The 22,679-nt window shown below is 73.3% G+C and carries 21 protein-coding genes and 1 pseudogene; 10 read left to right on the forward strand and 12 right to left on the reverse strand.

All coding sequences use genetic code 11. The features are described 5' to 3' along the window. Window positions 1–70: 70 nt before the first annotated feature. From ABZV94_RS22925 to ABZV94_RS22945, 5 genes are all read left to right on the forward strand, one after another. Window positions 71–1,480 (forward strand): M1 family metallopeptidase, encoded by a 1,410-nt coding sequence (locus ABZV94_RS22925; protein WP_356343040.1) that lies wholly within the window; start codon window positions 71–73, stop codon window positions 1,478–1,480. A 72-nt stretch (window positions 1,481–1,552) separates the two neighbouring features. Then, the gene (locus ABZV94_RS22930) at window positions 1,553–2,311 is read left to right on the forward strand and encodes a L,D-transpeptidase family protein (RefSeq protein ID WP_356343042.1); all 759 of its coding nucleotides are present in this window, start codon (window positions 1,553–1,555) and stop codon (window positions 2,309–2,311) included. Between the two features lie 20 nt (window positions 2,312–2,331). Then, window positions 2,332–3,039 (forward strand): response regulator transcription factor, encoded by a 708-nt coding sequence (locus ABZV94_RS22935; RefSeq protein WP_356343044.1) that lies wholly within the window; start codon window positions 2,332–2,334, stop codon window positions 3,037–3,039. After that, window positions 3,036–4,871 carry a HAMP domain-containing sensor histidine kinase gene (locus tag ABZV94_RS22940; RefSeq protein ID WP_356343047.1) on the forward strand — a complete coding sequence of 612 codons (1,836 nt, stop codon included), beginning with the start codon at window positions 3,036–3,038 and terminating at the stop codon, window positions 4,869–4,871. Before ABZV94_RS22935 ends, ABZV94_RS22940 begins: the two co-directional genes overlap by 4 nt. 110 nt (window positions 4,872–4,981) lie before the next feature. Continuing rightward, window positions 4,982–5,431, forward strand: coding sequence for a DUF6098 family protein (locus ABZV94_RS22945; RefSeq protein ID WP_356343050.1), 450 nt, complete (start codon window positions 4,982–4,984; stop codon window positions 5,429–5,431). Between the two features lie 32 nt (window positions 5,432–5,463). On the opposite strand, the gene ABZV94_RS22950 is transcribed toward ABZV94_RS22945, so the two are convergent. Continuing rightward, a complete protein-coding gene (locus ABZV94_RS22950) occupies window positions 5,464–5,715 on the reverse strand; it encodes a WhiB family transcriptional regulator (RefSeq protein WP_356343052.1) in 252 nt (83 codons plus the stop codon). Between the two features lie 269 nt (window positions 5,716–5,984). Continuing rightward, window positions 5,985–6,872 carry a LysR family transcriptional regulator ArgP gene (locus tag ABZV94_RS22955; protein WP_356343054.1) on the reverse strand — a complete coding sequence of 296 codons (888 nt, stop codon included), beginning with the start codon at window positions 6,870–6,872 and terminating at the stop codon, window positions 5,985–5,987. Between the two features lie 65 nt (window positions 6,873–6,937). On the opposite strand from ABZV94_RS22955, the gene ABZV94_RS22960 reads away from it, so the two are divergent. Together ABZV94_RS22960 and ABZV94_RS22965 are read left to right on the forward strand one after the other, a co-directional pair. Continuing rightward, window positions 6,938–7,552 carry a LysE family transporter gene (locus ABZV94_RS22960; RefSeq protein ID WP_356343057.1) on the forward strand — a complete coding sequence of 205 codons (615 nt, stop codon included), beginning with the start codon at window positions 6,938–6,940 and terminating at the stop codon, window positions 7,550–7,552. Between the two features lie 84 nt (window positions 7,553–7,636). Then, complete coding sequence (locus ABZV94_RS22965) at window positions 7,637–8,968, forward strand: MFS transporter (protein ID WP_356343059.1); 1,332 nt, start codon at window positions 7,637–7,639, stop codon at window positions 8,966–8,968. Window positions 8,969–8,996: 28 nt separating this feature from the next. Here the strand turns inward: ABZV94_RS22965 and ABZV94_RS22970 are convergent, their stop codons facing one another. Next, window positions 8,997–9,455: a cyclic nucleotide-binding domain-containing protein gene (locus tag ABZV94_RS22970; protein ID WP_171159012.1), complete on the reverse strand. Its 459-nt coding sequence runs from the start codon at window positions 9,453–9,455 to the stop codon at window positions 8,997–8,999. Between the two features lie 275 nt (window positions 9,456–9,730). Continuing rightward, window positions 9,731–9,973 (reverse strand): hypothetical protein, encoded by a 243-nt coding sequence (locus tag ABZV94_RS22975; RefSeq protein ID WP_356343061.1) that lies wholly within the window; start codon window positions 9,971–9,973, stop codon window positions 9,731–9,733. Between the two features lie 126 nt (window positions 9,974–10,099). On the opposite strand from ABZV94_RS22975, the gene ABZV94_RS22980 reads away from it, so the two are divergent. Both ABZV94_RS22980 and ABZV94_RS22985 read left to right on the forward strand, forming a co-directional pair. Continuing rightward, entirely contained in the window at window positions 10,100–10,534 is a 435-nt protein-coding gene (locus ABZV94_RS22980) for an ATP-binding protein (RefSeq protein ID WP_356343064.1), read from the forward strand. A 233-nt stretch (window positions 10,535–10,767) separates the two neighbouring features. Further along, window positions 10,768–11,631: a SigB/SigF/SigG family RNA polymerase sigma factor gene (locus ABZV94_RS22985; protein ID WP_356343065.1), complete on the forward strand. Its 864-nt coding sequence runs from the start codon at window positions 10,768–10,770 to the stop codon at window positions 11,629–11,631. A gap of 4 nt (window positions 11,632–11,635) precedes the next feature. Here the strand turns inward: ABZV94_RS22985 and ABZV94_RS22990 are convergent, their stop codons facing one another. From ABZV94_RS22990 to ABZV94_RS23010, 5 genes are all read right to left on the reverse strand, one after another. Continuing rightward, complete coding sequence (locus ABZV94_RS22990; protein ID WP_356343080.1) at window positions 11,636–13,858, reverse strand: FUSC family protein; 2,223 nt, start codon at window positions 13,856–13,858, stop codon at window positions 11,636–11,638. A 96-nt stretch (window positions 13,859–13,954) separates the two neighbouring features. Further along, window positions 13,955–14,164: a DUF4287 domain-containing protein gene (locus ABZV94_RS22995; RefSeq protein WP_356343066.1), complete on the reverse strand. Its 210-nt coding sequence runs from the start codon at window positions 14,162–14,164 to the stop codon at window positions 13,955–13,957. Window positions 14,165–14,257: 93 nt separating this feature from the next. Next, window positions 14,258–15,634 (reverse strand): NAD(P)/FAD-dependent oxidoreductase, encoded by a 1,377-nt coding sequence (locus ABZV94_RS23000; RefSeq protein ID WP_356343068.1) that lies wholly within the window; start codon window positions 15,632–15,634, stop codon window positions 14,258–14,260. A 196-nt stretch (window positions 15,635–15,830) separates the two neighbouring features. After that, complete coding sequence (locus tag ABZV94_RS23005) at window positions 15,831–16,265, reverse strand: ATP-binding protein (RefSeq protein ID WP_103816643.1); 435 nt, start codon at window positions 16,263–16,265, stop codon at window positions 15,831–15,833. A 178-nt stretch (window positions 16,266–16,443) separates the two neighbouring features. Further along, complete coding sequence (locus ABZV94_RS23010; protein ID WP_356343071.1) at window positions 16,444–18,339, reverse strand: AMP-dependent synthetase/ligase; 1,896 nt, start codon at window positions 18,337–18,339, stop codon at window positions 16,444–16,446. 148 nt (window positions 18,340–18,487) lie between these two features. On the opposite strand from ABZV94_RS23010, the gene ABZV94_RS23015 reads away from it, so the two are divergent. Further along, a complete protein-coding gene (locus tag ABZV94_RS23015; protein WP_041664959.1) occupies window positions 18,488–18,721 on the forward strand; it encodes a DUF6480 family protein in 234 nt (77 codons plus the stop codon). A gap of 9 nt (window positions 18,722–18,730) precedes the next feature. On the opposite strand, the gene ABZV94_RS23020 is transcribed toward ABZV94_RS23015, so the two are convergent. The 3 genes and pseudogenes from ABZV94_RS23020 to ABZV94_RS23030 all read right to left on the reverse strand — a co-directional run. Next, entirely contained in the window at window positions 18,731–19,819 is a 1,089-nt protein-coding gene (locus ABZV94_RS23020; protein ID WP_356343073.1) for a glutamate--cysteine ligase, read from the reverse strand. Between the two features lie 92 nt (window positions 19,820–19,911). After that, the gene (gene glgB / locus ABZV94_RS23025) at window positions 19,912–22,110 is read right to left on the reverse strand and encodes a 1,4-alpha-glucan branching enzyme (RefSeq protein WP_356343075.1); all 2,199 of its coding nucleotides are present in this window, start codon (window positions 22,108–22,110) and stop codon (window positions 19,912–19,914) included. A 2-nt stretch (window positions 22,111–22,112) separates the two neighbouring features. Continuing rightward, window positions 22,113–22,679: pseudogene (locus tag ABZV94_RS23030) on the reverse strand (maltokinase); the annotation flags it as partial.

The raw sequence follows: 22,679 nt of genomic DNA on the forward strand, positions 1-22,679 counted from the left end.
GGGGGAAACGGGGCCCGCGCGGCGCCTACTCTGACGGCCAGTCGATCACCGGCCACTTCGAGGAGCGCATGTGACGCCACCCCGCAGACAGCCCGCCCGACGCCGTACCGCCGTCCTCGCCACCGTCCCCGTCGCCGTGGCCGCCCTCCTCGGCGCCGCCGGACCCACGGCCCCGCCCACCACCGGAGCGCCCGGCGCGGGCGACCCGTACTTCCCGCTCAGCGGCAACGGCGGCTACGACGTCCGCCACTACGACCTGACGCTGCGTTACGACACCTCCGCACGCCGTCTGCACGCCACCGCCGTGCTCACCGCCCGCGCCACCGAGCGGCTCACCCGCTTCGACCTCGACCTCAAGGGCCTGCACGTCACCGCCGTCACCGTCGACCGCACGGCGGCGGCCCACCGGCGCGACGGCCAGGAACTCGTCGTCACCCCGCGCCACGCCCTGCGCGCCGGGCAGGAGTTCCGCGTCACGGTCGCCTACCAGGGCACCCCGAAGCCGGTCACCGACCCCGACGGCGCCGCGGACGGCTGGATCCCCACCGACGACGGCGCGTTCGTCGCCGGCGAGCCGCAGGGCGCGATGACGTGGTTCCCGGCCAACGGCCACCCCCGGGACAAGGCGTCGTACGACTTCACCATCACCGTGCCCGAGGGGCGCACCGCCGTCGCCAACGGCGTCCTGCTCGGACAGCGCACCGCCCACGGCGAGACGACCTTCCGCTGGCGCGAGACCCAGCCCATGGCCGCCTACCTGGCGACCGCGACCATAGGGAAGTTCCAGGTCGAGCGCTCCACCACCCGCGACGGCGTCCAGGTGTTCAACGCCGTGGACGCCCGCGAGGCCCGCGCCGCGGCGCCCGTGCTGAAGAAGCTGCCCTCCGTGCTGGAGTGGGAGAGCAGGCTGTTCGGGCCGTACCCGTTCCGGGCCGCCGGAGCCATCGTCGACCACGCCCCGGACGTCGGCTACGCCCTGGAGACCCAGACCCGGCCGCTCTACGACTCCGCACCCGACCTCGACACCCTCGTCCACGAGAGCGCCCATCAGTGGTTCGGCGACTCCGTCACCCTCACCGTTTGGAAGGACATCTGGCTCAACGAGGGCTTCGCCACCTACGCCGAGTGGCTCTACGACGAGCAGCACGGCGGCCGGAGCGCCCAGCAGGCCTTCGACTCCCTCTACGCCCGCCCCGCGAGCGACGGGTTGTGGGCCTACCCGCCCGGCGACCCGGGCAGCGGTGAGAACATCTTCGGCTCCCCCGTCTACGCCCGCGGTGCCATGGCCCTGCACGAGCTGCGCCGGGCCGTCGGGGACCGGGACTTCTTCCGGATCCTGCGCGCCTGGGCGACCGGGCACCGCGGCGGGCACGGGACCACGGCACAGTTCGTCCGGCTCGCCGAGAAGACTTCCGGGAAGCGGTTGGACGCGCTCCTGCACACCTGGCTGTACACGCCGGGCAAGCCCGACCGCCCCTGAACCCCGGCCCGTTCCCCCTCCGGCACGCCCGACGCTCACCGGTTCCAAACAAGTGCCGGTGAAGATCGGCTCATGATCCGACGCAGAACCGCCGTCGCTCTCCTCGCCTCCCCGCTGCTGCTCACGGGCTGCGGCGGCGGAGCCGAGGCGACCGAACGCCGGACCTCGCCCCGCCGTCCGGCACCGGCACCCACCCCCGGCACCACCACACCGCCGGCACCCGCCCCCGGCACCGCCACGCCGCCGCGCGGCATACCCGGCCTCGGGCCCGAACGGACCGCGGCGATACCCGCGCGCTGCACCCAGGCCGTCGTCGTCACCGGACGCGGCGAGAATTCACCGCTCTGCACCGTCGTCCTGCACCAGCGCACCCCCGCCGGCTGGCAGGCCGGACCCGCCTGGCCCGCCCACAACGCCCTGCGCGGCTGGAGCGCCCACCACACGCTCGGCGACCTGCGCTCCCCGCTCGGCGTCTACACCCTCTCCGACGCGGGCGGCCTGCTCGCGGACCCCGGCAGCAAGCTCCCGTACCACCGCTCCAGCGGATTCCACTCGCCCGGCACCGGTTTCGAGGGCGAACCCCTGGAAGGCTCGTTCGACTACGTCGTCGCCATCGACTACAACCGCAAGCCCGGCACCTCGCCCCTGGACTGGACCCGTCCCCTCGGCGCGGCACGCGGCGGGGGAGTCTGGCTGCACGTCGACCACGGCGGACCCACCCACGGCTGCGTCAGCGTCGCCAAGGCGCACATGAAGGACCTCCTGCGCACCCTCGACCCCGGCCGGCACCCGGTCGTCGTCATGGGGTACGCCGACTGGCTCGCGCACTGAGCCGCTTAGGATCCGAACTCGTGTGCGCACATGTGCTGGTCGCCGAGGACGACGAGAAACAGGCCGAACTGCTCCGCCGCTCCCTGCTGGCCGAGGGCCACACCGCCACGGTCGTGCACGACGGCGCGGCGGCGCTCGACGCCGCCCGCCGCCTGCGGCCCGACCTCGTCGTCCTGGACCTGATGCTCCCGGTCCTCGACGGCTTCGGCGTGTGCCGGGCGCTGCGCGCGGGACCCGAACAGCCGGACATCCCGGTGGTCATGCTCACCGCCCGCTCCGCCGAGGACGACGTACTGCTCGGCCTCGACGCCGGCGCCGACGACTACCTGACCAAGCCCTACAGCCCGCGCGAGCTGATGGCCCGCATCCGCACGGTCCTCAGGCGCAGCGGGCGCGGCGTCGGTGCCCGGGACGACGACCCGGTCGTGAGGGCCGCCGGGATCAGCGTCGACCCGGTACGGCACGAGGTGCGCTGCGACGGCGCGCCGGTGGAGTGCACACCGGCCGAGTTCCAGATCCTGCTGGCCATGGCGGGCGAGCCGGAGCGGGTGTTCACCCGGCGGCAACTGCTGCACTGCACCCGCGGCTTCGACCGGGCCTCCACCGAGCGGGCCGTCGACGTGCACATCATGAACCTGCGCCGCAAGATCGAGGCCGACCCGCGGCGGCCGACGCGGCTGCTGACCGTGTTCGGCGTCGGCTACAAGCTGAGCGGCACCCGGCGATGAGGCGCCGGATCCCGCTGCGCAAACGGCTGGTCGTCCGGCTGCTGTTCGTCTCCGCGCTCATCGCCGTCTGCTCCGTGGCGGCCACCGCCTGGCTCGCCGTGACCACCACCACCAGCGCCCTGAAGGAGGAGCAGGGGCAGGACCTCGCCGCCGACAACCGCATCCTCGCCCAGCTCAGCGGCTACGCCGCCACCCACTCCGACTGGTCGGGGATCCGGCCCACCCTGCGGGAGCTGGCCGCCCGCACCGGCCGCCGGATCGCCCTCACCACCGCCGACCGCACCCCGGTCGCCGACTCCGCGCCCCGCGGCACCCCGCTGCCGCCCCGGCCCGCCGCCACCGTCGACCCCCTGCGCACCGACACCTACACCGAGACCGGCGCCCAGCTCAGCGGCATCGACCCGCGCGTGGTGGGCCCCTACCTGCTGCCGGCCGCGGAACGCGCCAAGCTGGACACGCTGGCCGCGCGACGCCGACAGTGCTTCGAACGCTACGGCCTCCAGGCCGCCGTCGAACGGACCGAGAGCGGCCGGCCGGTGGTCACCCTGCCGGACGGCGCCGATCCCACCGCCTACGGCGCCGACGTGTGCGAGGACGGCCGGCTCAACACCCCCACCGCCACCGAGCAGAAGGCCCTGGACGCTCTGTCCGACCTGATCCGGCCCTGCCTGAGCAAGGACGGGATCGACCTCGGCGGACGGCTGTTCCTCACCTTCGACCCCAGCGGCAAGGACCCCTTCGGCGGCGGCTACCTGGTCGGCAAGTACGCCAAGCTCGGCACCGGCGAGGCCGCGCGGATCGCCCAGCGCTGTGTGCAGAGCGCCCGCCGCACCCAACTCCAGCCCTACGTCGCCCCGGTGGCCGAGCTGTTCCTCGGCATCGGCGACCAGAACCCGGCCCGCTTCGACATGTCACCGGCCAACAAGGCCAAGGTGGTCGGCGTGGCCGGTCTGGTCCTCGCCGTCACCGTCGCCGTGACCGCCGTCGTCGCCGTCCGGCTGGTACGGCCGCTGCGCGCGCTCACGCTCGCCGCGCAGCAGCCGCCCGAGCTGCACGTGCGCGTGCCGGTGACCACCCGTGACGAGACCGGCATCCTCGCCGAGGCCTTCAACGACCTCACCGAGCGCCGTGCCCGCCTGGAGGCGCAGCGCAAGGCCATGGTCAGCGACATCGCGCACGAGCTGCGCAGCCCGCTCACCAACATCCGGGGCTGGCTGGAGGTCGTCCGGGACGGTGTCGTCGCCCCCGACCCCGCGCTGCTGGACTCGCTGCACGAGGAGGCGCTCGTCCTCCAGCGGATCATCGACGACCTCCAGGACCTGGCCGCGGCCGACGCCGGCACCCTGCGCGTGCACCGGGAGCCGCTGCGCGCCCGTGACCTGCTCGACCAGGTCGCCGCCGCCCACCGCGTCGCCGCCGACGCCGCCGGGGTCGCCCTGCGCACCGAGGCCGACGCCGCCGCCTGGCTGGACGCCGACCCGGTGCGGATGCGGCAGGCCCTCGGGAACCTGGTCTCCAACGCGCTGCGGCACACCCCCGCCGACGGCACCGTCACGCTCGCCGCCCGCCGGGACGGCGAGGAGGCCGTACTCACGGTCACCGACACCGGCTCGGGCATCGCGGCCGAGGACCTGCCGCACGTCTTCGAGCGGTTCTGGCGCGCGGAGAAGTCCCGCAGCCGCCGTACCGGTGGCAGCGGGCTCGGCCTGCCGATCGTCCGTCACCTCGTGGCCGCCCACGGCGGTACGGCCGGGGTCGCGAGCGAGCCGGGGGCGGGAACGGTGTTCACGCTGCGCCTGCCGGCCGCGCCGCCGCCCGGCGACGAGCCCTGAGAGCGGGCGGCGAGCCCCGAGAGCGGAGCGGTGAGATCCGATTTCGGGCGCGCGCCGGGGGTACTCCGGTCGCGCAGACGCAGCACGAGGGGGCAGAGGGAGGTCATGCCATGAGCGGACCGGACGACCTGCCGGTCATGTCCACGCTGGCCGAAGTGGCCCGCCTGGTGGCACGGCACCAGGGTCTTTACGTGCGCTGGTCCAAAGGGCCGGGCCCCGACCTCGACAAAGCCTCCAGCACCGACGAACTGACCGGCGTCCCCATGCCCGGGCTGTCCGCCAACCCGCTCGACGTGGAGCACTGGTGGGAGGACCGGTCCGTGGAGCTGTGGGTGGCGCGCCGGCTCTACGACTACGCGCACCTGCCGCACGACAAGGGCCCCGGCGTGCGCCCCTGGGTCCTGCGGGGCAGGGAGGCGGGCCGGGGCCCTGACAACGAGCCGCTGGTGGCCGACGTCGAGCCGCTGTGCTGGATCGCCGACGAGGTGATCGACGCGGCCCGGGACGAGGTGGCCCGGCAGGAGCGGGAGTGGGGGACCCTGCGCCGGGGTGGCCGCTGAGGGCCCCTCCCGCCCCTCCCGCCGGCCGCGGGTCAGCCGGAGCGCTGCCGGGAGCGGGCGCGGCGGCGCAGCGCCCGGCGTTCCAGCTCCGTCGTACCGCCCCAGACCCCGATGCTCTGGCCCGTGTCCAGTGCCCAGTCCAGGCACTGCTCCCGGACGGGGCAGCGCCCGCACACCGCCTTGGCCTGCTGCGCCTGCACCTGCGCGGGTCCGGTGGTGCCGATCGGGAAGAACAGATCGGGGTCCTCGTGGCGGCACTCGGCATGCTCGCGCCAGTTCTCCATCGGAATCTCCTGGTTCGGATCGAAGTCGTCCGTTCTCGGGTGACCGGTCGGGAGGGCGTGAAACGGCACAACGGGCGGAGACCGGTGACGAGTGTGCGGCGCTCCCCCCGGGCGGCGCCCGTCCGGCGGGGCCGTACGCGGTCAACTGGCCGGGCAGCGGGGCCCGGTGGACTCCGGACCGCCCGACGGCGCACCGGGGCCGAGGAGTTCACACCGGCCGACCGCGCCGGCCCGTCCTCCTCCGCGGCGCCGGCTCGGGGTGCCGCGGCTCAGCCGCGCAGCGCCTCCGCCGCCGTCGTCGCCACCGCCTCGGCCAGGGACGCCAGCGCGGGGGAGTCGAGCTTCCACTGCTGCCAGTACAGCGTGACGTCCATCCACGCGCCGGGAGCGAGCTCGACCAGCCGCCCCCGGTCGAGCAGCGGGCCGGCCTGGACCTCCGGGACCATGCCCCAGCCGAGTCCTGCGGCGACCGCGTCCAGGAACCCCTCCGAGGTGGGCACATGGTGCCGGAACGGGCCGGCGGACGCGCGGCCGAGCCGGCGGGCGAACGCGTCCTGGAAGTCGTCCTTGCGGTCGAAGACCACGACGGGTGCCCGGGACAGCGCCTCCGGCAGGGACCGCCCGTCGAGATGGGCCGCGGTGAACTCGGGGGCGGCCACCGGCAGATACCGCATCCGGCCGAGCGGACGGACCGTGCAGCCGGGCACCGGGTCGGGCGAGGAGGTCACCGCCGCCATCACCAGTCCCTCGCGCAGCAGCGCCGCCGTGTGGTCCTCGTCCTCCCGGTGCAGTTCGTAGCAGAGGCCCGCCGCCCGGCTCAGGGCCGGCAGGAACCAGGTCGCCAGCGAGTCCGCGTTCACCGCGACCGACACCCGCGTCGGCTCCGCGGTGCCGTGCAGTCCCAGCTCCCCCCAGGCGTCCCGCTCCAGCCGGGCGAGCTGCCGGGCGAACCGCACGAGCACCGCGCCGGACTCCGTGGGCCGTACCGGTTTGGTGCGCTGGAGCAGCACCCGGCCGGTGCGCCGTTCGAGGGCCTTGACCCGCTGGCTGACCGCCGACGGCGTCACGTGCAGGGCCGCGGCGGCGGCGTCGAAGGTGCCTTCGTCCACCACGGCCAGCAGCGTCCGCACCTGCTCCAGAGGAAGCTCCGCCATCACATTCTCTAATGGTAGTTAAGAATCCTTAGCTGTACTTGTCACCCGGCGTTTCCTAGCGTCGACGCATGAACCACGCCCTGACCGCCGCGGCCGCCGGATTCGGCACCGGCCTCTCCCTGATCGTCGCCATCGGTGCCCAGAACGCCTTCGTCCTGCGGCAGGGGGTGCGCCGCGACGCCGTCCTCGCCGTCGTCGGCATCTGCGCCCTGTCCGACGCGGTGCTCATCGCGTTCGGCGTCGGCGGGGTCGGCGCGGTCGTGGTCGCCTGGCCCGGCGCCCTGCGGGCGATCGGGATCGTCGGCGGTGTGTTCCTCCTCTGCTACGGCGCCCTGGCCGCCCGCCGGGTGCTCCGGCCCGGCACCGGGCTGCGCGCGGAGGGCGAGGCGGCCGGCTCGCGCCGCCGAGCCGTGCTCACCTGCCTGGCGATGACCTGGCTCAACCCGCACGTCTACCTGGACACGGTGTTCCTGCTGGGCTCCCTGGCCGCCGACCGGGGCCCGCTGCGCTGGACGTTCGGCCTCGGCGCCGCGCTCGCCAGCCTGTGCTGGTTCGCCGCGCTCGGCTTCGGCGCCCGGCTGCTCGGCCGGTTCCTGGCCCGGCCGGGCGCCTGGCGGGTTCTGGACGGCCTGGTCGCCCTCACCATGCTGGTCCTCGGCGCGACGCTGGTCGCCGGGAGTTGAGACGAACCCGTTCGTCGCGCACGCGAGTTCCCGGGACCGTTAGGCTCTCGAAGAGAAAAGGTGTAACGAGCAACCAGGACTTCCGTGGACACGAGCGAGAGCAGCAGCACCGACACCGGCCGGCCCGAGAGCCGGACGGCGGACCGGCCCGGCACCGACGCGCCGGCGGCCGGCGACCCACCCCGGCGCGGCTGGCGCCGCTGGGCGATGGACACCCGCCCGTTGCGCATCCCCGCCTACCGGCGCCTGTGGTCGTCGACGATCGTCACCGCCGTCGGCAGCCAGCTCACCGCCGTCGCCGTCCCCAAGCAGATCTACGACATCACCCACTCCTCGGCCTGGGTCGGCTACGCGAGCCTGGCGGGCCTCGTCCCCATGGTGGCCTTCGCGCTGTGGGGCGGCGCCGTCGCCGACACCGTGGACCGGCGCAGGCTGCTGCTGGTCACCAACATCGGTATCGCGGCGACCTCGCTGCTGTTCTGGGCGCAGGCCGTGACCGGCCTGGACTCGGTCGTCGTCCTCATGGTCCTGCTCGCCCTGCAACAGGCCTTCTTCGGGCTCAACTCGCCCGCCCGCACCGCCTCCATCGCCCGGCTGGTCCCCGCGGAGCAGCTGCCTGCCGCCAACGCCCTCGGCTCGACGGTGATGCAGACCGGCCTGGTGGCCGGCCCGCTGCTCGCCGGCGTGCTCATCCCGGTCGTCGGGCTGCCCGAGCTGTACCTGATCGACGCTCTGGCGCTGTGCGTGACGGTGTGGGCCGTCTTCCGGCTGCCCGCGCTGCCGCCGCTCGGCGCCGCCGCCCGCCGTGCGGGACTGCGCGAGATAGCGGCGGGCTTCCACTACATATCCCGGCACAAGGTGCTGCTGCTGTCCTTCCTCGCGGACATCGTCGCCATGGTGTTCGGCATGCCCCGCGCCCTGTTCCCGGAACTGGCCGCGCACACGTACGGCTCCTACGGCGAGGGCTTCGCGCTCGGTGTGCTGTTTGCCGGCATCCCGGTCGGCGCGGTGCTCGGCGGCCTGTTCTCCGGCGTCTTCTCGCGGGCCCGCCGGCACGGCTGGATGGTCATCGGGGCGGTCGTCGGCTGGGGTGTGGCGGTCGCCGGGTTCGGGCTCAGCGCGAACCTCTGGGTCGCCGTCGCCTTCCTCGCCCTGGCCGGTGTGGCCGACATGGTCTCGATGGTGTTCCGCGGCGCCATCCTGCTGTCCGCGGCGACGGACGAGATGCGCGGCCGGATGCAGGGGGTGTTCACCGTGGTCGTCGCGGGCGGGCCGCGCCTGGCGGACGTGCTGCACGGCACCGCCGGTTCGGCGTTCGGCCCGCGGGCCGCCGTGGCGGGCGGCGGGGTCCTGGTCGTCGTGGTGATGCTGGCCCTGGCCGCCGCCGTCCCGGCCCTGCGCCGCTACCGGACCTGAGGGCCCGGACCGTCGGGGGCCCGACGGTCTAGATCGGGCTGCTGCGCCGCCGGATCGCGTACTGCTCCATCAGCTTCCCCCGGGTCGTCTCCAGCCGGTGGGCGAGGATCTCGGCCACCGTCCGCACCAGCGAGAGCCCGAGCAGCGGATCCTCCACGCACAGCCCGAGCACCGACGGCCCGTCGAACTCGTAGGCCCGTACGTTGCTGAAGGCGACCGCGCCGAAGTCCCACTGGTACGGCGGGAACAGCCAGGACCAGCCGAGCATGTCGCCCGCGCCGAGTGTGGCCACGGTGACCCGCTGGCGTGAGGTGACCTGCTGGTCGAGGTGGACCGCGCCCGAGCGGATCACCCAGAACCGGTCGGCGGTGCCGCCGGCCTCGAAGATGCGGGTGTCCTCCGGGAAGGACACCTCCTTCGCCAGCTCCATCAGGCGCTCGCGCTGCGCCTGGGGGAGGGCGGTCAGCAGTTTGATCGCTTTGGTCATGGCGCATGGCTCCTCGCCGGCGGCGGCTGCGGGTCGGGTGCTGTGCTCTCAAGCCCATTTCAGCCGCTGTGACCGCCCGGAGCACGTCGAGGACGCGGACCCGCGTCCGCGTGTCGCGCTCGGGGCAGCAAAAAGCCCTGGCTGGACGGGGGAAACCAGCCAGGGCCGTATGCGGTGACCCGAGGAGCGGGGAACGACCGTTCCGCGCCGCTCCCGCGTCACTTATGGATGAACCATAAACCATCTCCCGTACTTTTGGGTAACCGGGAAGCGGGTCAGGTGACCTGTTTCACTCCTTCCGTCCGCACCGGGCCCCCGCCCGGCCGGACGATCTCCTCCAGCACCCGCAGGACCGCCTCGAACGCCCGGGCCCGGTCCGCCGCCTCCCGCGCGCCCTCGGGATCCGTCGCCGAGAGGCTTCTCGCCCGCTCCCGCCAGGCCCGCTCCTCGGCGGCCGCACGCTCCTGGCCCCGCCGGATCCGCCGCAACAACTCGTCCGCGTCCACCACATCGGTCATGCCCCGCGGGTACCCGCTCGGTCCGCCGTGATGACACGGGTACCGAGGGTGTTTGACAGTGCCGCGACGGGTCAGCCGAAAGAAGGAGAGAACCCCGTAATCCGGGCACCGCTCAGGGAGGAAGGGATGCTCGACAAACACTGGACCAGTTCCACCGCCCCCCTGCCGGAGACGCGCGGGGCGGTGCCGTGCCGGCCGGCCGAGGCCCGCAGAACGGTGGAGCGCGTCATGACGCAGCGGTGCCGGGACCGCGACCTGCCGTGCCCTGTCGAGGCCGTGCAGGACGCCTTGCTGGTGGCCTCGGAACTGACCACCAACGCGCTGCTGCACGGAGGCGGCGTCACCGGCTTCGACGTCGAGGTCGACGGTGGTGGCGTCCGGGTCTCGGTGAGCGACAACAGCGACGACCTGCCGGTCGCCGATCCGGCCGGCGACGAGCCCGGCCATGCCCGCCCCGGCGGCCGTGGCTGGCCCATCGTGTGCCGACTGGCCCGGGACGTCCGGGTCGCGGAGCTGCCCCGCGGCGGCAAGTGCATCACGGCCGTCGTACCGCTGCGCTGAAGCGGTCCGGGAAGTTCCGTTCTCCGCGTTTGCGCGTGGGGGCGAGGGGCAGACGGATTCTCGTGCTTCGGACCGGAGGCGCGCGCCCCGCGGGGACAGTCCCGCTGCCAGGGCCCCCTTCCGGCGGCCCGGTGGCTCACCCGCGGCGAACCCTGACACCACCGTTCGGGCGAGGACCCGGAACCGCAAGTTCCGGTCGTGTGCCCTGAAACCACGTTCAGGAGCGATTCCGCATGCTGACCGACATGTCGACAAGCCGTCCCGGCACGACCGCCACCGGCGACACCGCCGGCGCCGCCGCGGCGCCCACCCGGCGCAGCCACGACGACGCTCCGGACACCGCGGAGCTGTTCGTCCGGCTGGCGGAGCTGGAGGACGGACCCGAGCGGGACGCCGTACGCGACGAACTCGTCACCGCCTGGCTTCCCATGGCCCACCGGATCGCCGGCCGGTTCCGCGACCGGGGGGAGTCCGTCGAGGACCTGCGCCAGGTGGCCGCCTTGGGCCTGGTGAAGGCCATCGACCGTTTCGACCCCTCGCGCGGGGCCTTCGAGAGCTACGCCGTGCCGACCATCACCGGCGAGGTCAAGCGGCACTTCCGCGACCGGATGTGGGCCCTCAGGGTGCCGCGCCGGGTGCAGGAACTGCGCAACCGGGTGCGGGTGGCCCGCAGGGAACTCACCCAGAACCCCGGCAGCCCCGAACCCACCGTCGCCGACATCGCCGCCCACACCGGGCTCAGCGAGGAGGACGTGACCGCCGGCATGGAGGCTCTGGAGAGCTTCAGCACCCTGTCGCTGGACGCCGAACTCTCCAGCGGCGACGACGGCTACAGCCTCGCCGACACCCTCGGTGCCACGGACACCTCCTACGACGTCGTGGTCGACCGCGAGGCCGCCAAGGAGGGGCTGCGCCGGCTGCCCGAGCGGGAGCGGGCCATTCTCTACATGCGTTTCTTCGAGGACATGACCCAGAGCCGCATCGCTGACCGGCTCGGCATCTCCCAGATGCACGTCTCCCGGCTGATCAGCCGCAGCTGCGCCCGCGTCCGCGACGAGGTGCTGGGCAGCCGCCGCCCCGGCGCCGACCCGCGGTGAGCGGTCACTTCCGCGGCTGGGCCGGCCCGCCGGCCAGGCCCAGCGGCCGGGCCAGGCCGGAGACGGCCTCGTCCAGCCGTTGCAGATGGCGCAGCACCCGGTCGGTCACGCGGCCGTAGCGCGGGGTGCGCAGGGTGCCCGGCTCCAGCATCGACGCGATGCTGGGGCCGGTCTCGATCCGCGCCGGGGACTTCGGGTCAGCGGCGTGCGCGGCGATCGCCTCGATGTTGTGCACGATCCGCCCGCACGCCCCGCGCAGCCGGGGGTCCGCCGCGATCGCCGGATGTGTCGGCAGCAGCTCGGCCGTGGCCGCGAGGGACCGCCCGTGGTACGCGCAGGTCTCCAGCAGCGCCACCACGTAGCGGGCCGTGTTCCGGCGCGACCGCAGCGGGGTGATCGGATGCGTGAGCGGCTGCGTGGCCGCGCGCAGGTCGGCCAGCGCCTGGTCCAGCTCGCGTGCCTGCTCCACCAGGTCGCCGCCCGCCCCGCCACTGAGCTGGTCGACGGCGCCGCGCGTGACCTCGGCGAGCCGGTCCAGCACCGCGACCAGCAGCTCGTTGGTACGGCGGTCGGTGTGGACCGGCAGCACCACGGCCGCCGCGATCACCCCGCAGGCCGCCCCGAGCGCCGTCTCCTCAATCCGCAGCAGCAGCACCGACATGCTGTAGGTGTGCAGCAGGGTGTACAGCAGGCCCAGCATGGCCGTCACGAAGAACGACATCAGCGTGTAGGACAGGGGCGCGGTGTAGAACATCGCGAAGATGAACAGCAGCACCAGCGCGAACGCCGTCCACGTGTGCTGCCCCACCAGGGCGGCGAGCCCGATGCCGGCCACCACTCCGAGCACCGTGCCCAGCAGCCGCCGGTAGCCCTTCACCAGGATCTCGCCGGTGGAAGCGGTGTTCAGGAAGACGATCCAGCACGTCAGCACCGCCCAGTACCAGCGCTGGGCGGACAGCAGCTCACCGCCGACGATGGCCAGCGAGGAGCCCACGGCGACCTGGACGGCGGCCCGGGTGGTGGGCCGTTGCAGCCCGGTCGGCTCCGGCTCCCGCCTCTCGCTCTCCTCGCTGATCTCGATCGCTGCGTCCTCGGCGTCCAGCTCCTCGCGTGAGCGGGCGGTCGCCGGCGTGTCGTCGGACTCGTCCTGCGGCCCGTCCAGGGCGACCCGCAGGCCCAGGGCGGCCCGGGCGGCCTCACCGAGGCCGCGGAAGACGTCCTGCACGGCCGGGGAGGCCTGGGGCAGGTTCTCCTCCTCGCGGTAGCCGAGCAGCCGGTTGCGCACCTGGGCGAGCGCCGTCCCGGACGCCTCCCCGGCCGGCCGCAGCATCAGCAGCCGCAGGGCCTGCAGATCCCGGCGCAGCACGGCCGTCGCCTCGTCCCGCACCGGCGACTCGCCACCGGAGGGCAGCGGGGCGCCCGGAAGATGCAGGGTGAGGGTGTCGGTCCGCTGCGCGCTGCGCGCGGTGAGCAGCAGCAGGCCGAGCCGCTCGGCGGCGATCTCCGCGTCCGCGATCCGGCGCTGGAGCAGCCGGGCCACCGCCGGGTCCGAGGTGCCGTCCTCCAGCCGGCCCTGGATCAGCAACGCCGTCTCGTGCAGTCGCGCGGTGCCGGTGCGCAGGTCCGCGAGCACCTTCTCGGCCTCGTCGGGACCGGCGTCCAGCAACTCGGCCTGGGTGGCGAGCAGCTGGGCCAGCCGGGCGCGGAAGGCCCGCCGCAGGCGGTCCAGGGTGCCCGCCGGGGTCTGCGGCAGCAGTACGAACCGCGCGGCGGCGCTGCACGCGAACGCCACGCAGATGACGCCGTAGAGCTGGGGCAGCACGGACGTCGTCGCGCCCACGAACAGCGACAGGAAGTAGACCTGGAAGCCGATCAGCCCCAGTGCCGTGCCCCGGTCACCGAACCGGCGGCCGTAGACGGCGCAGAAGATGAGGACGACGAAGAACAGGTCGCCGGCGACGACCCGCTGGTTGAGCACCGCGCCCAGCGACACCGAGGCCAGTGCCACCGGCAGGCCGGCCGCCAGCGTCACGGCCTGCCGCGCGCGCTGCTTCTCCCGGATGGCGAAGGTGGCGACCATCGCCGCGATCGCCCCGGCGACCAGCTGGGGCACCGGGACGTGCAGCGCGGCGAGGACGGCGAGGGTGAGGGCGATGGCGGTGACCGTGCGCAGTCCCGCGGTCAGGCGGAGCAGCCCGGGGTCCGACGCCGCGAGCCGGTCCCACATCCGTACCCGTCCCGACCGTGCCACTGCCCTCACGCCGCCGCGCTCTCTCCCGTGCCGGAAATCGATCTCCGACCCAGCATCGCACGCGGCCCCGGCTCACCTCTCTCCGGCGAGGGTGGCGGCCACCAGCGCGTTGGCATGCCCGTGGCCCATGCCGTGCTCGGACTTGAGCCAGCCGACCAGCTCCATGTGCTTCGTCAGCGGCGAGGAGCGGATCAGCTCCTGCCACTCGCCGATCGGGCGGCCGTACTTCTTCTCGATCGACGGGAAGTAGCTGGCCGGTCCCTTGACGGTCCTCTCGGTCATGCGGGGGTCCCCTCCGTGCGATGTGTGCGTTCACGTGAGAAGACCGCCGGTCGGCGGGGAACCGATCGGCGGTCTCCTGTGATCCGCGTCACCTCACGGGTGGTCGATGCCCGCGGCCTCCACCCGGGCCCGGACCTCTTCCGGTGACAGGTAGGAGTCGGTGTACTCGAAGTCCTTCAGCCGGGCGGGCTTGCGGGCCTGGAAGCCGGTGCGGACGAAGTCGTCGCCGGCGACCGCGTTCAGCAGCCAGTTGGTCATCACCCGGGTCTTGGCGACGTTGGTGCGCAGCGCCGCCCAGTGGTAGCCGCGGGCGACCGCCTGGGCGGGCACCCCGCGCAGCTCGATCCCCAGCGGCTTGGACACCGCGTCCTTGCCGCCGAGGTCGACGACGAGGCCCAGGTCCTTGTGGACGTACGGCTGCATGGGCTGTCCGCGCAGCGCCGCGATGACGTTGTCGGCGACCTTCCTGCCCTGCCGCATGGCGTGCTGGGCGGTGGGCGGGCAGACCGCGCCCTCCTGGCCCTTGGCCAGGTCCGGCACGGCCGCCGAGTCGCCGAGCGCGAACACCCCGTCGTGGCCCGGCAGGCACATCTCGGGGGTGACCGCCAGCCGGCCCTTGACCGTCTCCGCGCCGAGCGTGGCGATGAGCGGGCTGGCGACCACCCCGGCCGTCCAGATCAGGGTGTGCGTCGGCACCACCCGGCCGTCGGTGAAGGTCACCTCCTCCGGGCCGGCCTTGTCGATCGACACGCCCAGCGAGACCTCGATGCCGCGTCGCTTGAGGATCTCCTGCGCGCTGCGGCCGAGCTTGTCGCCCAGCTCGGGCATCAGCTTGGGCGCGATGTCGATCAGGTGCCACTTGATCAGGCCCGGGTCCAGCCGCGGATAGCGCTGCACGGCCGCGTGCGTCAGCCGCTGCAGACAGGCCGCGGTCTCGGTGCCCGCGTAGCCGCCGCCGACCACCACGAACTGCAGCCGCGCGGCCCGTTCGGCGGGATCGTCGCTGGCGTCCGCCAGGTCGAGCTGCGAGATGACGTGGTCGCGGATGTAGGCGGCCTCGGCGAGGGTCTTCATCCCGAAGGCGTGCTCGGTCAGGCCCGGGATGTCGAAGGTGCGGGTCACGCTGCCCGGTGCCAGCACGATGTAGTCGTAGCGCTCGTTGACGATCTTGTCGGTGATGGTGCGGACGACGCACACCTTGGCCTTCAGGTCCACCCCGATCGCGCCGCCCGGGATGATCCGGGTGCGGTACTTCTTGCTGCGGCGCAAGGACAGGGCGATCGACTGCGGCGTCAGCACGCCGGAGGCGACCTGGGGCAGCAGCGGCAGGTAGAGCTGGTAGGCGAATGGCGTCACCAGCGTGACGTCGGCCTCGTCGGGGCCGAGTTTCCGCTCCAGGCGGCGGACGCAGTCGACTCCGGCGAAGCCTGCGCCAACCACCAGGATCCTGGGTCGTGTCACGGTGTTCATCCCTTTCTGCGGCTCCGGGCGGTTCCGACTCGTCGCCGTTCGCATGCCCCGGATCGCTCTGCGCCAACTCGATCCCACCGTGCCTCCAGCCGTTCCGCCAGCTGGCCGCGGCAGGCAGACGAACGCGTGGGGACCAGCATGCCCCCACTGGGACGTGGAGTAACCGGCTGGCGCACACCTACACGTCGAACACCCGTCACCAGGGCAGGAACGCGTGGATGTCCTTGCCGCGGTCGTGCACCACGACACTGACCTGGGTGCACAGTGTGTGCACCAGGTGCCAGCCGATGCCGCCACCGCCCGTACGCGGGTGGAACGGCCTCGGCTCCGGCTTCGTGGTGCTCGTGTCCCGCATCGTCACGTGCACCCCGTCGAACGTGCGGCGCATCCGCAGGTCGAACGGACCGGGCGCGTACTGGATCGCGTTCGCGGCCAGTTCGGTCACGACCAGCAGGATGTCGTCCCAGTACTCGTGCGCGCCCGGCGGTGCGTCCCGGGCGAGGGCGCACAGGAACTCCTCCGCCGCGAGCCGCGCGCCCGTGACGTTGCGCAGCTCACCGGGGAAGGAGAACGTACGCTCGTACCTCTCCTCCGAGGGTGGTGTGTCGTCCCAGCGCGGCTCCGTCACCATCTCGCATTCCCCGGTCCCGGCCCGGAAGGGGGCGGCTCGGCCCCTTTTTCCGACCGGAACGGTCGTCGTTGCTGATCTCTGCTGATCTCTCGATGCGCTGCGGGTTCCCCCCAGCCGCGCAGGCTATCCGTCTCCCCTCGCACCCGCCGCCCGTACGCCGTACCTTCCGCGGTCCTCGTCAGCGGAAGACGTCGTCCGGTTCGTCCCACTCGGCCGGCTCCGGCGGACCCGGCCGCGACCGGGAACGCGCCTGGTACATCGCGTCGATCTCGGCCGCGTAGTGCCGCACGACGGCGTCCCGGCGCAGCTTCATGGACGGCGTCAGCAGCCCGTTGTCCGGGGCGAACGGTTCCTGGAGGACACGGTAGACCCTGATGGACTCCGCGCGGGACACGGCACTGTTGGCGGAGGCCACCGCCCGCGCGATCTCCTCCCGCAGCGCGTTCTCCTCCCGGGTCTCCCGGCCCTGGGCGTCGCCCGGCAGCGCCAGGGCGGCCCGCCAGTGCGCGAGGAACTCCGGGTCCAGGGTGATCAGGGCACCGACGCAGGGCCGGTCGTCGCCGATCACCACCGCCTGGTGGACCAGCGGATGCATCCGCAGCCGCTGCTCCAGCAGGGCCGGGGCCACGCTCTTGCCGCCGCTGGTGACGATGATGTCCTTCTTGCGCCCGGTGATCGTCAGATAGCCCTCGGAGTCCAGCCGCCCGATGTCCCCGGTGGCCAGCCAGCCGCCGCGCAGCGCGGCCCGGGTGGCCTGCTCGTCGCTGACGTAGCCCTGGAACACCGACGGACCGCGCACCAGGATCTCCCCGTCGTCGGCGACCTGGATCTCGGTGCCGGGCAGCGGCAGCCCCACGGTCCCGGACTTCTCCCGGCCGAGCGGCTGCATGGTGATCCCGCCGGAGGCCTCCGTGAGTCCGTACCCGTCGTGGATGTACACGCCGATGCCCTCGTAGAACAGGCACAGTTCGCGGTGGAGCGCGTTGCCGCCGGAGGTGCCGCGCACCACCCTGCCGCCGAGCGCGGCCCGCAGCCTGCGGTAGACCGTCCGCTCGTACAGGGCGTGCTGCAGCTTCAGTTCCAGACCGGGGCCCGGCCCGGTGCCCAGCCGCCGGCGCTCCTCGGCCGCGGCGAAGTCCCGCGCGGTCTGCGCGGCCCGCTCGAACAGGGCGCCGCGGCCCGCCTGTTGGGCGGTGCGCAGAAACGTCTTGTAGAGCTTCTCGAACATCGACGGCACGCCGTACAGGTACGTCGGCCGGAACGTGCTCAGGGCCGACGCCAGCGCCGTCCCGGTCAGCTCCGGCTCGTGCGCCATCAGGATCCCGCCGCGCACGCACATCAGCATGATCATGATGCCGTAGACGTGCGAGAACGGCAGGAACGCCAGCACGGACGGCTGCTCGCCCGGGGGCGCGGCGGTGTGCGCCCAGCCGGCCAGCAGCGTGTCGCAGGGGTAGGCCAGACCGCGGTGGCTGAGCGCGCAGCCCATCGGGCGCCCCGAGGTGCCGGAGGTGTAGACGATAGCGGCCGTGGAGTCCGGCAGCACGATCCGGCGCAGCGACTCCACCGTGGTGTACGGGACGGCCGTGCCCCGCTCCACGAGGTCCGGCAGGGCGCTCGCGTCGAGCTGCCAGACGTGCCGCAGCCGCGGCAGCCGGGTGCACACGGTGCCGACGGTCATGACGCCCTGCTCGTCCTCCACGACCACGGCCACACAGCCCGCGTCCCGCAGGATCCACTCCACCTGGTCCCGGGAGGAAGCCGGATGGACCGGCACGATCTCGGCGCCCACCGCCCACAGCGCGTGGGCGAGCACCGTCCACTCGTAGCGGGTGCGGGCCATCAGGGCCACCCGGTGGCCGGGCGAGACACCGGCGGCGATCAGGCCCTTCGCCAGGTCGACCACCTCGTCCCGCAGCTCGACCGCCGTCACCTCCTGCCATCCGGCGGCGGGACCGGCCCGGCGCGCGAGGACCGGCAGCGTCGGATTCCGCTCCGCCATGGCGAACACGCTGTCCGCGAGGCCGCCGGTGAGCGGAGGGGCGAGGGCGGGAGCGAGGGCGACGTTCCGCATGCGCTGCTCCTGGTGTACGGAGTTCACTCCGCCGATCGGCTCGGTGTCGGCGGTGCTCGAATGTAGCCCAGGCAAGCGCGTTCGGTGACGGGAACGGGGAAGTCGTGATCGGCTGATGATGTGGGCGTGTCCTGGGGACTCGGGAGACATGAGTCATGTGAACCCCGATCCGGAACCCGAGCGCACGACCGGTCTGGAACCAGGTGGGGGAGTTCCGCCCGGTGAGACCCCGCCGGCCGAGAGCAGCATGCCCGAGGCCGGCCCCCGCGAGCCGCACGTCCAGCGCAGGGGCTGGGCCAAGGCACCGCTGACCCTGATCCTGCTGCTGGTCGTGCTGATCGCGGCCTTCTTCCTGGTGTACGCCCTGGTGCTGATCCTCTGACCGGCTCGCTCAGCCCTGGGTCCGTCGCACGCACTCGGTGACGACGTCGCGCAGGCTGCCGGTGTGCTCCAGCAGCCGGCGCTGCTCCCGTGCGCCGTTGCCCGTGCGCAGCAGCTCCTCGACGGCGCGCTCGGCACGGGCCGCGTCGCCGCTCTCGGTGAGCGCGTCCCCCGTGTACTCCAGCAGGGAGCGCAGCACCTGGGGCGCGCGCCGGGGGCGCATGGTCACCGGGTCGAGCAGATCCTCCTCCAGCCCGAACCGGGCGGCCTGCCAGTCGGCCAGCCGGAGCAGGCTCACGCCGGGGTCGGGCGCCGGGCGGCCCGCCCGCCACTCCCGGGCGGTCGTCTCCACGAGGGCACGGCAGAGCGTCGCGATCAGCACGGCGGTCTCCGCGCACAGGCACACGTCCGCCACCCGGACCTCCACCGTCGGGTAGCGGGCCGACAGCCGTGCGTCGAAGTAGGCCATGGCCTCGTCGAGGATCACCCCGGTGGCCACCATGTCGGACACCCTGCGGTGGTACCCCTCGGCCGTCCCGAACGGCTCGGTCGGCCCGGCCGACGGCCACCGGTTCCACACCCGGCTGCGGTAGCTGGCGTAGCCGGTGTTCCGGCCCTGCCAGAACGGGGAGTTCGCGCTGATCGCCCGCAGCACCGGCAGCCACGGACGGAGCCGGTCGAGGACGGCGACGCCCTCCTCGTCGGACTCCACCGACACATGGACGTGGCAGCCGCAGACCAGCTGCTCCCAGGTCGGTATCCCGAACCGCTCGGCCAGCCACTGGTACCGGTCGTTCACGCTGAGGGCGGGACTGACCGGCAGCGGAGAGGTGGCCAGGGCGGCGACCCCGCAGCCGATCTGCCCGGCGTGCCCGGCCGCCTCCTTGCGGCAGCGGACGATCTCGTCGCCGAGAGCCGCCATGTCCGACTGCGGATGCGTGGCGAACTCCAGCATCTGCCCGAACAGCTCCTTCTCGAAGACGTCCTGTCCGGGATCGTCCTTGGCGGCCCGTGCGAGGACGGCCGCCGCCAGTGCCTTCGGGTCGCCGCTGTCCGGATCGACCAGAAGGAGTTCCTCCTCCACTCCGACGGTGCGCACCTGGGTGCCGCCCTTCTGTCCGTGCCACGAGGGGCAGTCGCTGTCTGTACGACCCCGACTGCCCCGCGCACAGCCGCCGACACCTGCGGCTTTCAGCCCTCGGGCGTCAGCCAGACGGTGGCGAGCGGGGGCAGCGTCAGCCTCAGGAACCCCTCCTTGGGCTTGACGGGCCCCTCGGTGCCGACACCGCTGCCGCCGTACCGGGTGTCGTCGGTGTTCAGCTCCTCGCGCCAGGCGGGGAACCCGTCGGGGACCCACAGGCGGTAGTCGTGCCGGACGACCGGGGAGAAGTTCGACACCGCCAGCAGCGGGCCGCCGTCGGCGGCGAAGCGCAGGAACGCCAGCACGTTGTCGTCCGCCGCGTCGCACAGCACCCACCGGAAGCCGCCCGGGTCGGTGTCCCGCTGCCACAGCGCCGGCGTCGCCCGGTACACCGTGTTCAGGTCCCGCACCAGGGCCTGTACGCCCCGGTGGTCGCCGGCGGAGTGGTAGTCGTCGGAGAGCAGCCACCACTCGGGGCCGTGGGTGTGCGACCACTCGGCTCCCTGGGCGAACTCCTGCCCCATGAACAACAGCTGTTTGCCCGGGTGCGCCCACATGAAGCCGAGGTAGGCCCGGTGGTTGGCGCGCCGCTGCCACCAGTCGCCGGGCATCTTCGACACCAGCGCCTGCTTGCCGTGCACCACCTCGTCGTGGGAGATGGGCAGGACGTAGTTCTCGCTGTAGGCGTACACCATCGAGAAGGTCATCTCGTTGTGGTGGTACTTGCGGTGGACGGGCTCCTTCTGGATGTACTCCAGCGAGTCGTGCATCCAGCCCATGTTCCACTTCAGCCCGAAGCCGAGCCCGCCGCTGTCCGTGGGCCGGGTCACCCCGTCCCACGCGGTGGACTCCTCGGCGATGGTCACCACGCCCGGGCAGCGCCGGTACACGGTGGCGTTCATCTCCTGGAGGAAGGCCACGGCGTCCAGGTCCTCCCGGCCGCCGAACACGTTGGGCTCCCACTGCCCGGAGTCCCGCGAGTAGTCCAGGTAGAGCATGGAGGCGACGGCGTCGACGCGCAGCCCGTCGATGTGAAACTCCTCGCACCAGTACACCGCGTTCGCGACGAGGAAGTTGCGCACCTCGGTGCGGCCGTAGTCGAACTCGTACGTCCCCCAGTCGGGGTGCTCCGCACGCAGCGCGTTCCCGGGTTCGTAGAGCGGGTCCCCGTCGAACCGGGCCAGCGCCCAGTCGTCCTTGGGGAAGTGCGCCGGCACCCAGTCCATGATCACGCCCAGGCCGGCCCGGTGACAGGCGTCCACGAAGTACCGGAAGTCGTCCGGCGAGCCGAGCCGGGGCGTCGGCGCGTAGTAGGAGGTCACCTGGTAGCCCCAGGACCCGCTGAACGGGTACCCGGCCACCGGCATCAGCTCCACGTGCGTGAAGCCCATCTCCTTGACGTACGGCGGGAGTTCCTCGGCGAGCTGCCGGTAGGTCAGCCCCGGCCGCCAGGACGGCAGGTGCACCTCGTAGACCGAGAACGGCGCCTGGTGCACGGGGGTGTCACCGCGGTGCGCCATCCACTCCGCGTCGCCCCACTCGTAGTGCGAGGACGTCACGACCGACGCCGTGTCCGGCGGCACCTCCGTGCCCCGCGCCATCGGGTCCGCCTTCAGGAAGCGGTGCCCGTACCGGGAGGTGATCTCGAACTTGTACCGGGTGCCCTCCCCGATCCCGGGCAGGAACAGCTCCCACACCCCGGACGCGCCGAGCGACCGCATGGGGTACTGCGTGCCGTCCCAGTACGTGAAGTCCCCGGCCACCCGCACCCCCTGGGCGTTCGGCGCCCACACGGTGAAGCGGGTGCCGGCCACGCCCTGGTGGACCATCGGCTCGGCCCCGAGCGCCCGCCACAGCTGCTCGTGCCGGCCCTCCCGGATCAGATGCAGGTCCAGCTCACCGAGGGCGGGCAGGAAGCGGTACGGGTCGTGCACCTCCTGCTCGGCGTCGTCGTACGCCACCAGCAGCGTGTACGACGGGACCTCCGCGCAGGGCAGGACCGCGGCGAACAGGCCGTCGCCCTCCGACCGCAGCTCGGTGGGCGTGCCGTCGATCACGACGCTCACCGCCCGGGCGTTCGGGCGCAGCGCCCGGAACAGCGTGCCGCCCGGCACCGGGTGGGCGCCCAGCAGGGCGTGCGGATCGTGGTGCGCGCCGGCCAGCAGCCGGCCGCGGTCCGCGGGGTCCAGGGCCACGGCCGGCGGTGTGGGCCCGGCGGCCTCGGGGCGCGTGGTGTCCTTCAGTGCCATGGTCAGCCTCCCCACACGGCGAGCCGTTTGATCGCCGCCATCGGTACCGGCAGCCAGTCGGGCCGGTGTCTCGCCTCGTACAGCACCTCGTAGACCGCCCTGTCCGTCTCGTGCGCGCGCAGCAGCGCGTGCTTCTTGCGTGGGTCCCAGCCGGCGCGGGCCGCGTAGCCCGCGCAGAACGCCTCCCGGCAGCGGCGCGCCCACTCGGGTCGCCAGGGGCGGCGCTGCCGGGCCGCGTAGTCGAAGGAGCGCAGCATCCCGGCGACGTCCCGCACCGGGGACTGCGGGGCCCGCCGCTCGGCGAGCGGCCGGGACGGCTCGCCCTCGAAGTCGATGACGAACCAGTCGCGGCCGGCCCGCAGCACCTGTCCGAGGTGCAGGTCGCCGTGGATGCGCTGGGCGGGCGGCCCGGTGTCGCACGTGGCGAGCGCCGCGAACGCGGCCCGCAGGCCCGGAACGAAGGGCAGCAGCCCGGGGACGGCGTGCGCGGCGGCGTCCAGCCGCGCGCACATCGCCTCCGCCGTACGGCCGTTCTCGCCCGGTCCGGCCGGCGGGAAGGCCTCGGCCAG

It is taken from the genome of Streptomyces sp. NPDC004658 (genome assembly GCF_040609555.1).
GTDB lineage: Bacteria > Actinomycetota > Actinomycetes > Streptomycetales > Streptomycetaceae > Streptomyces.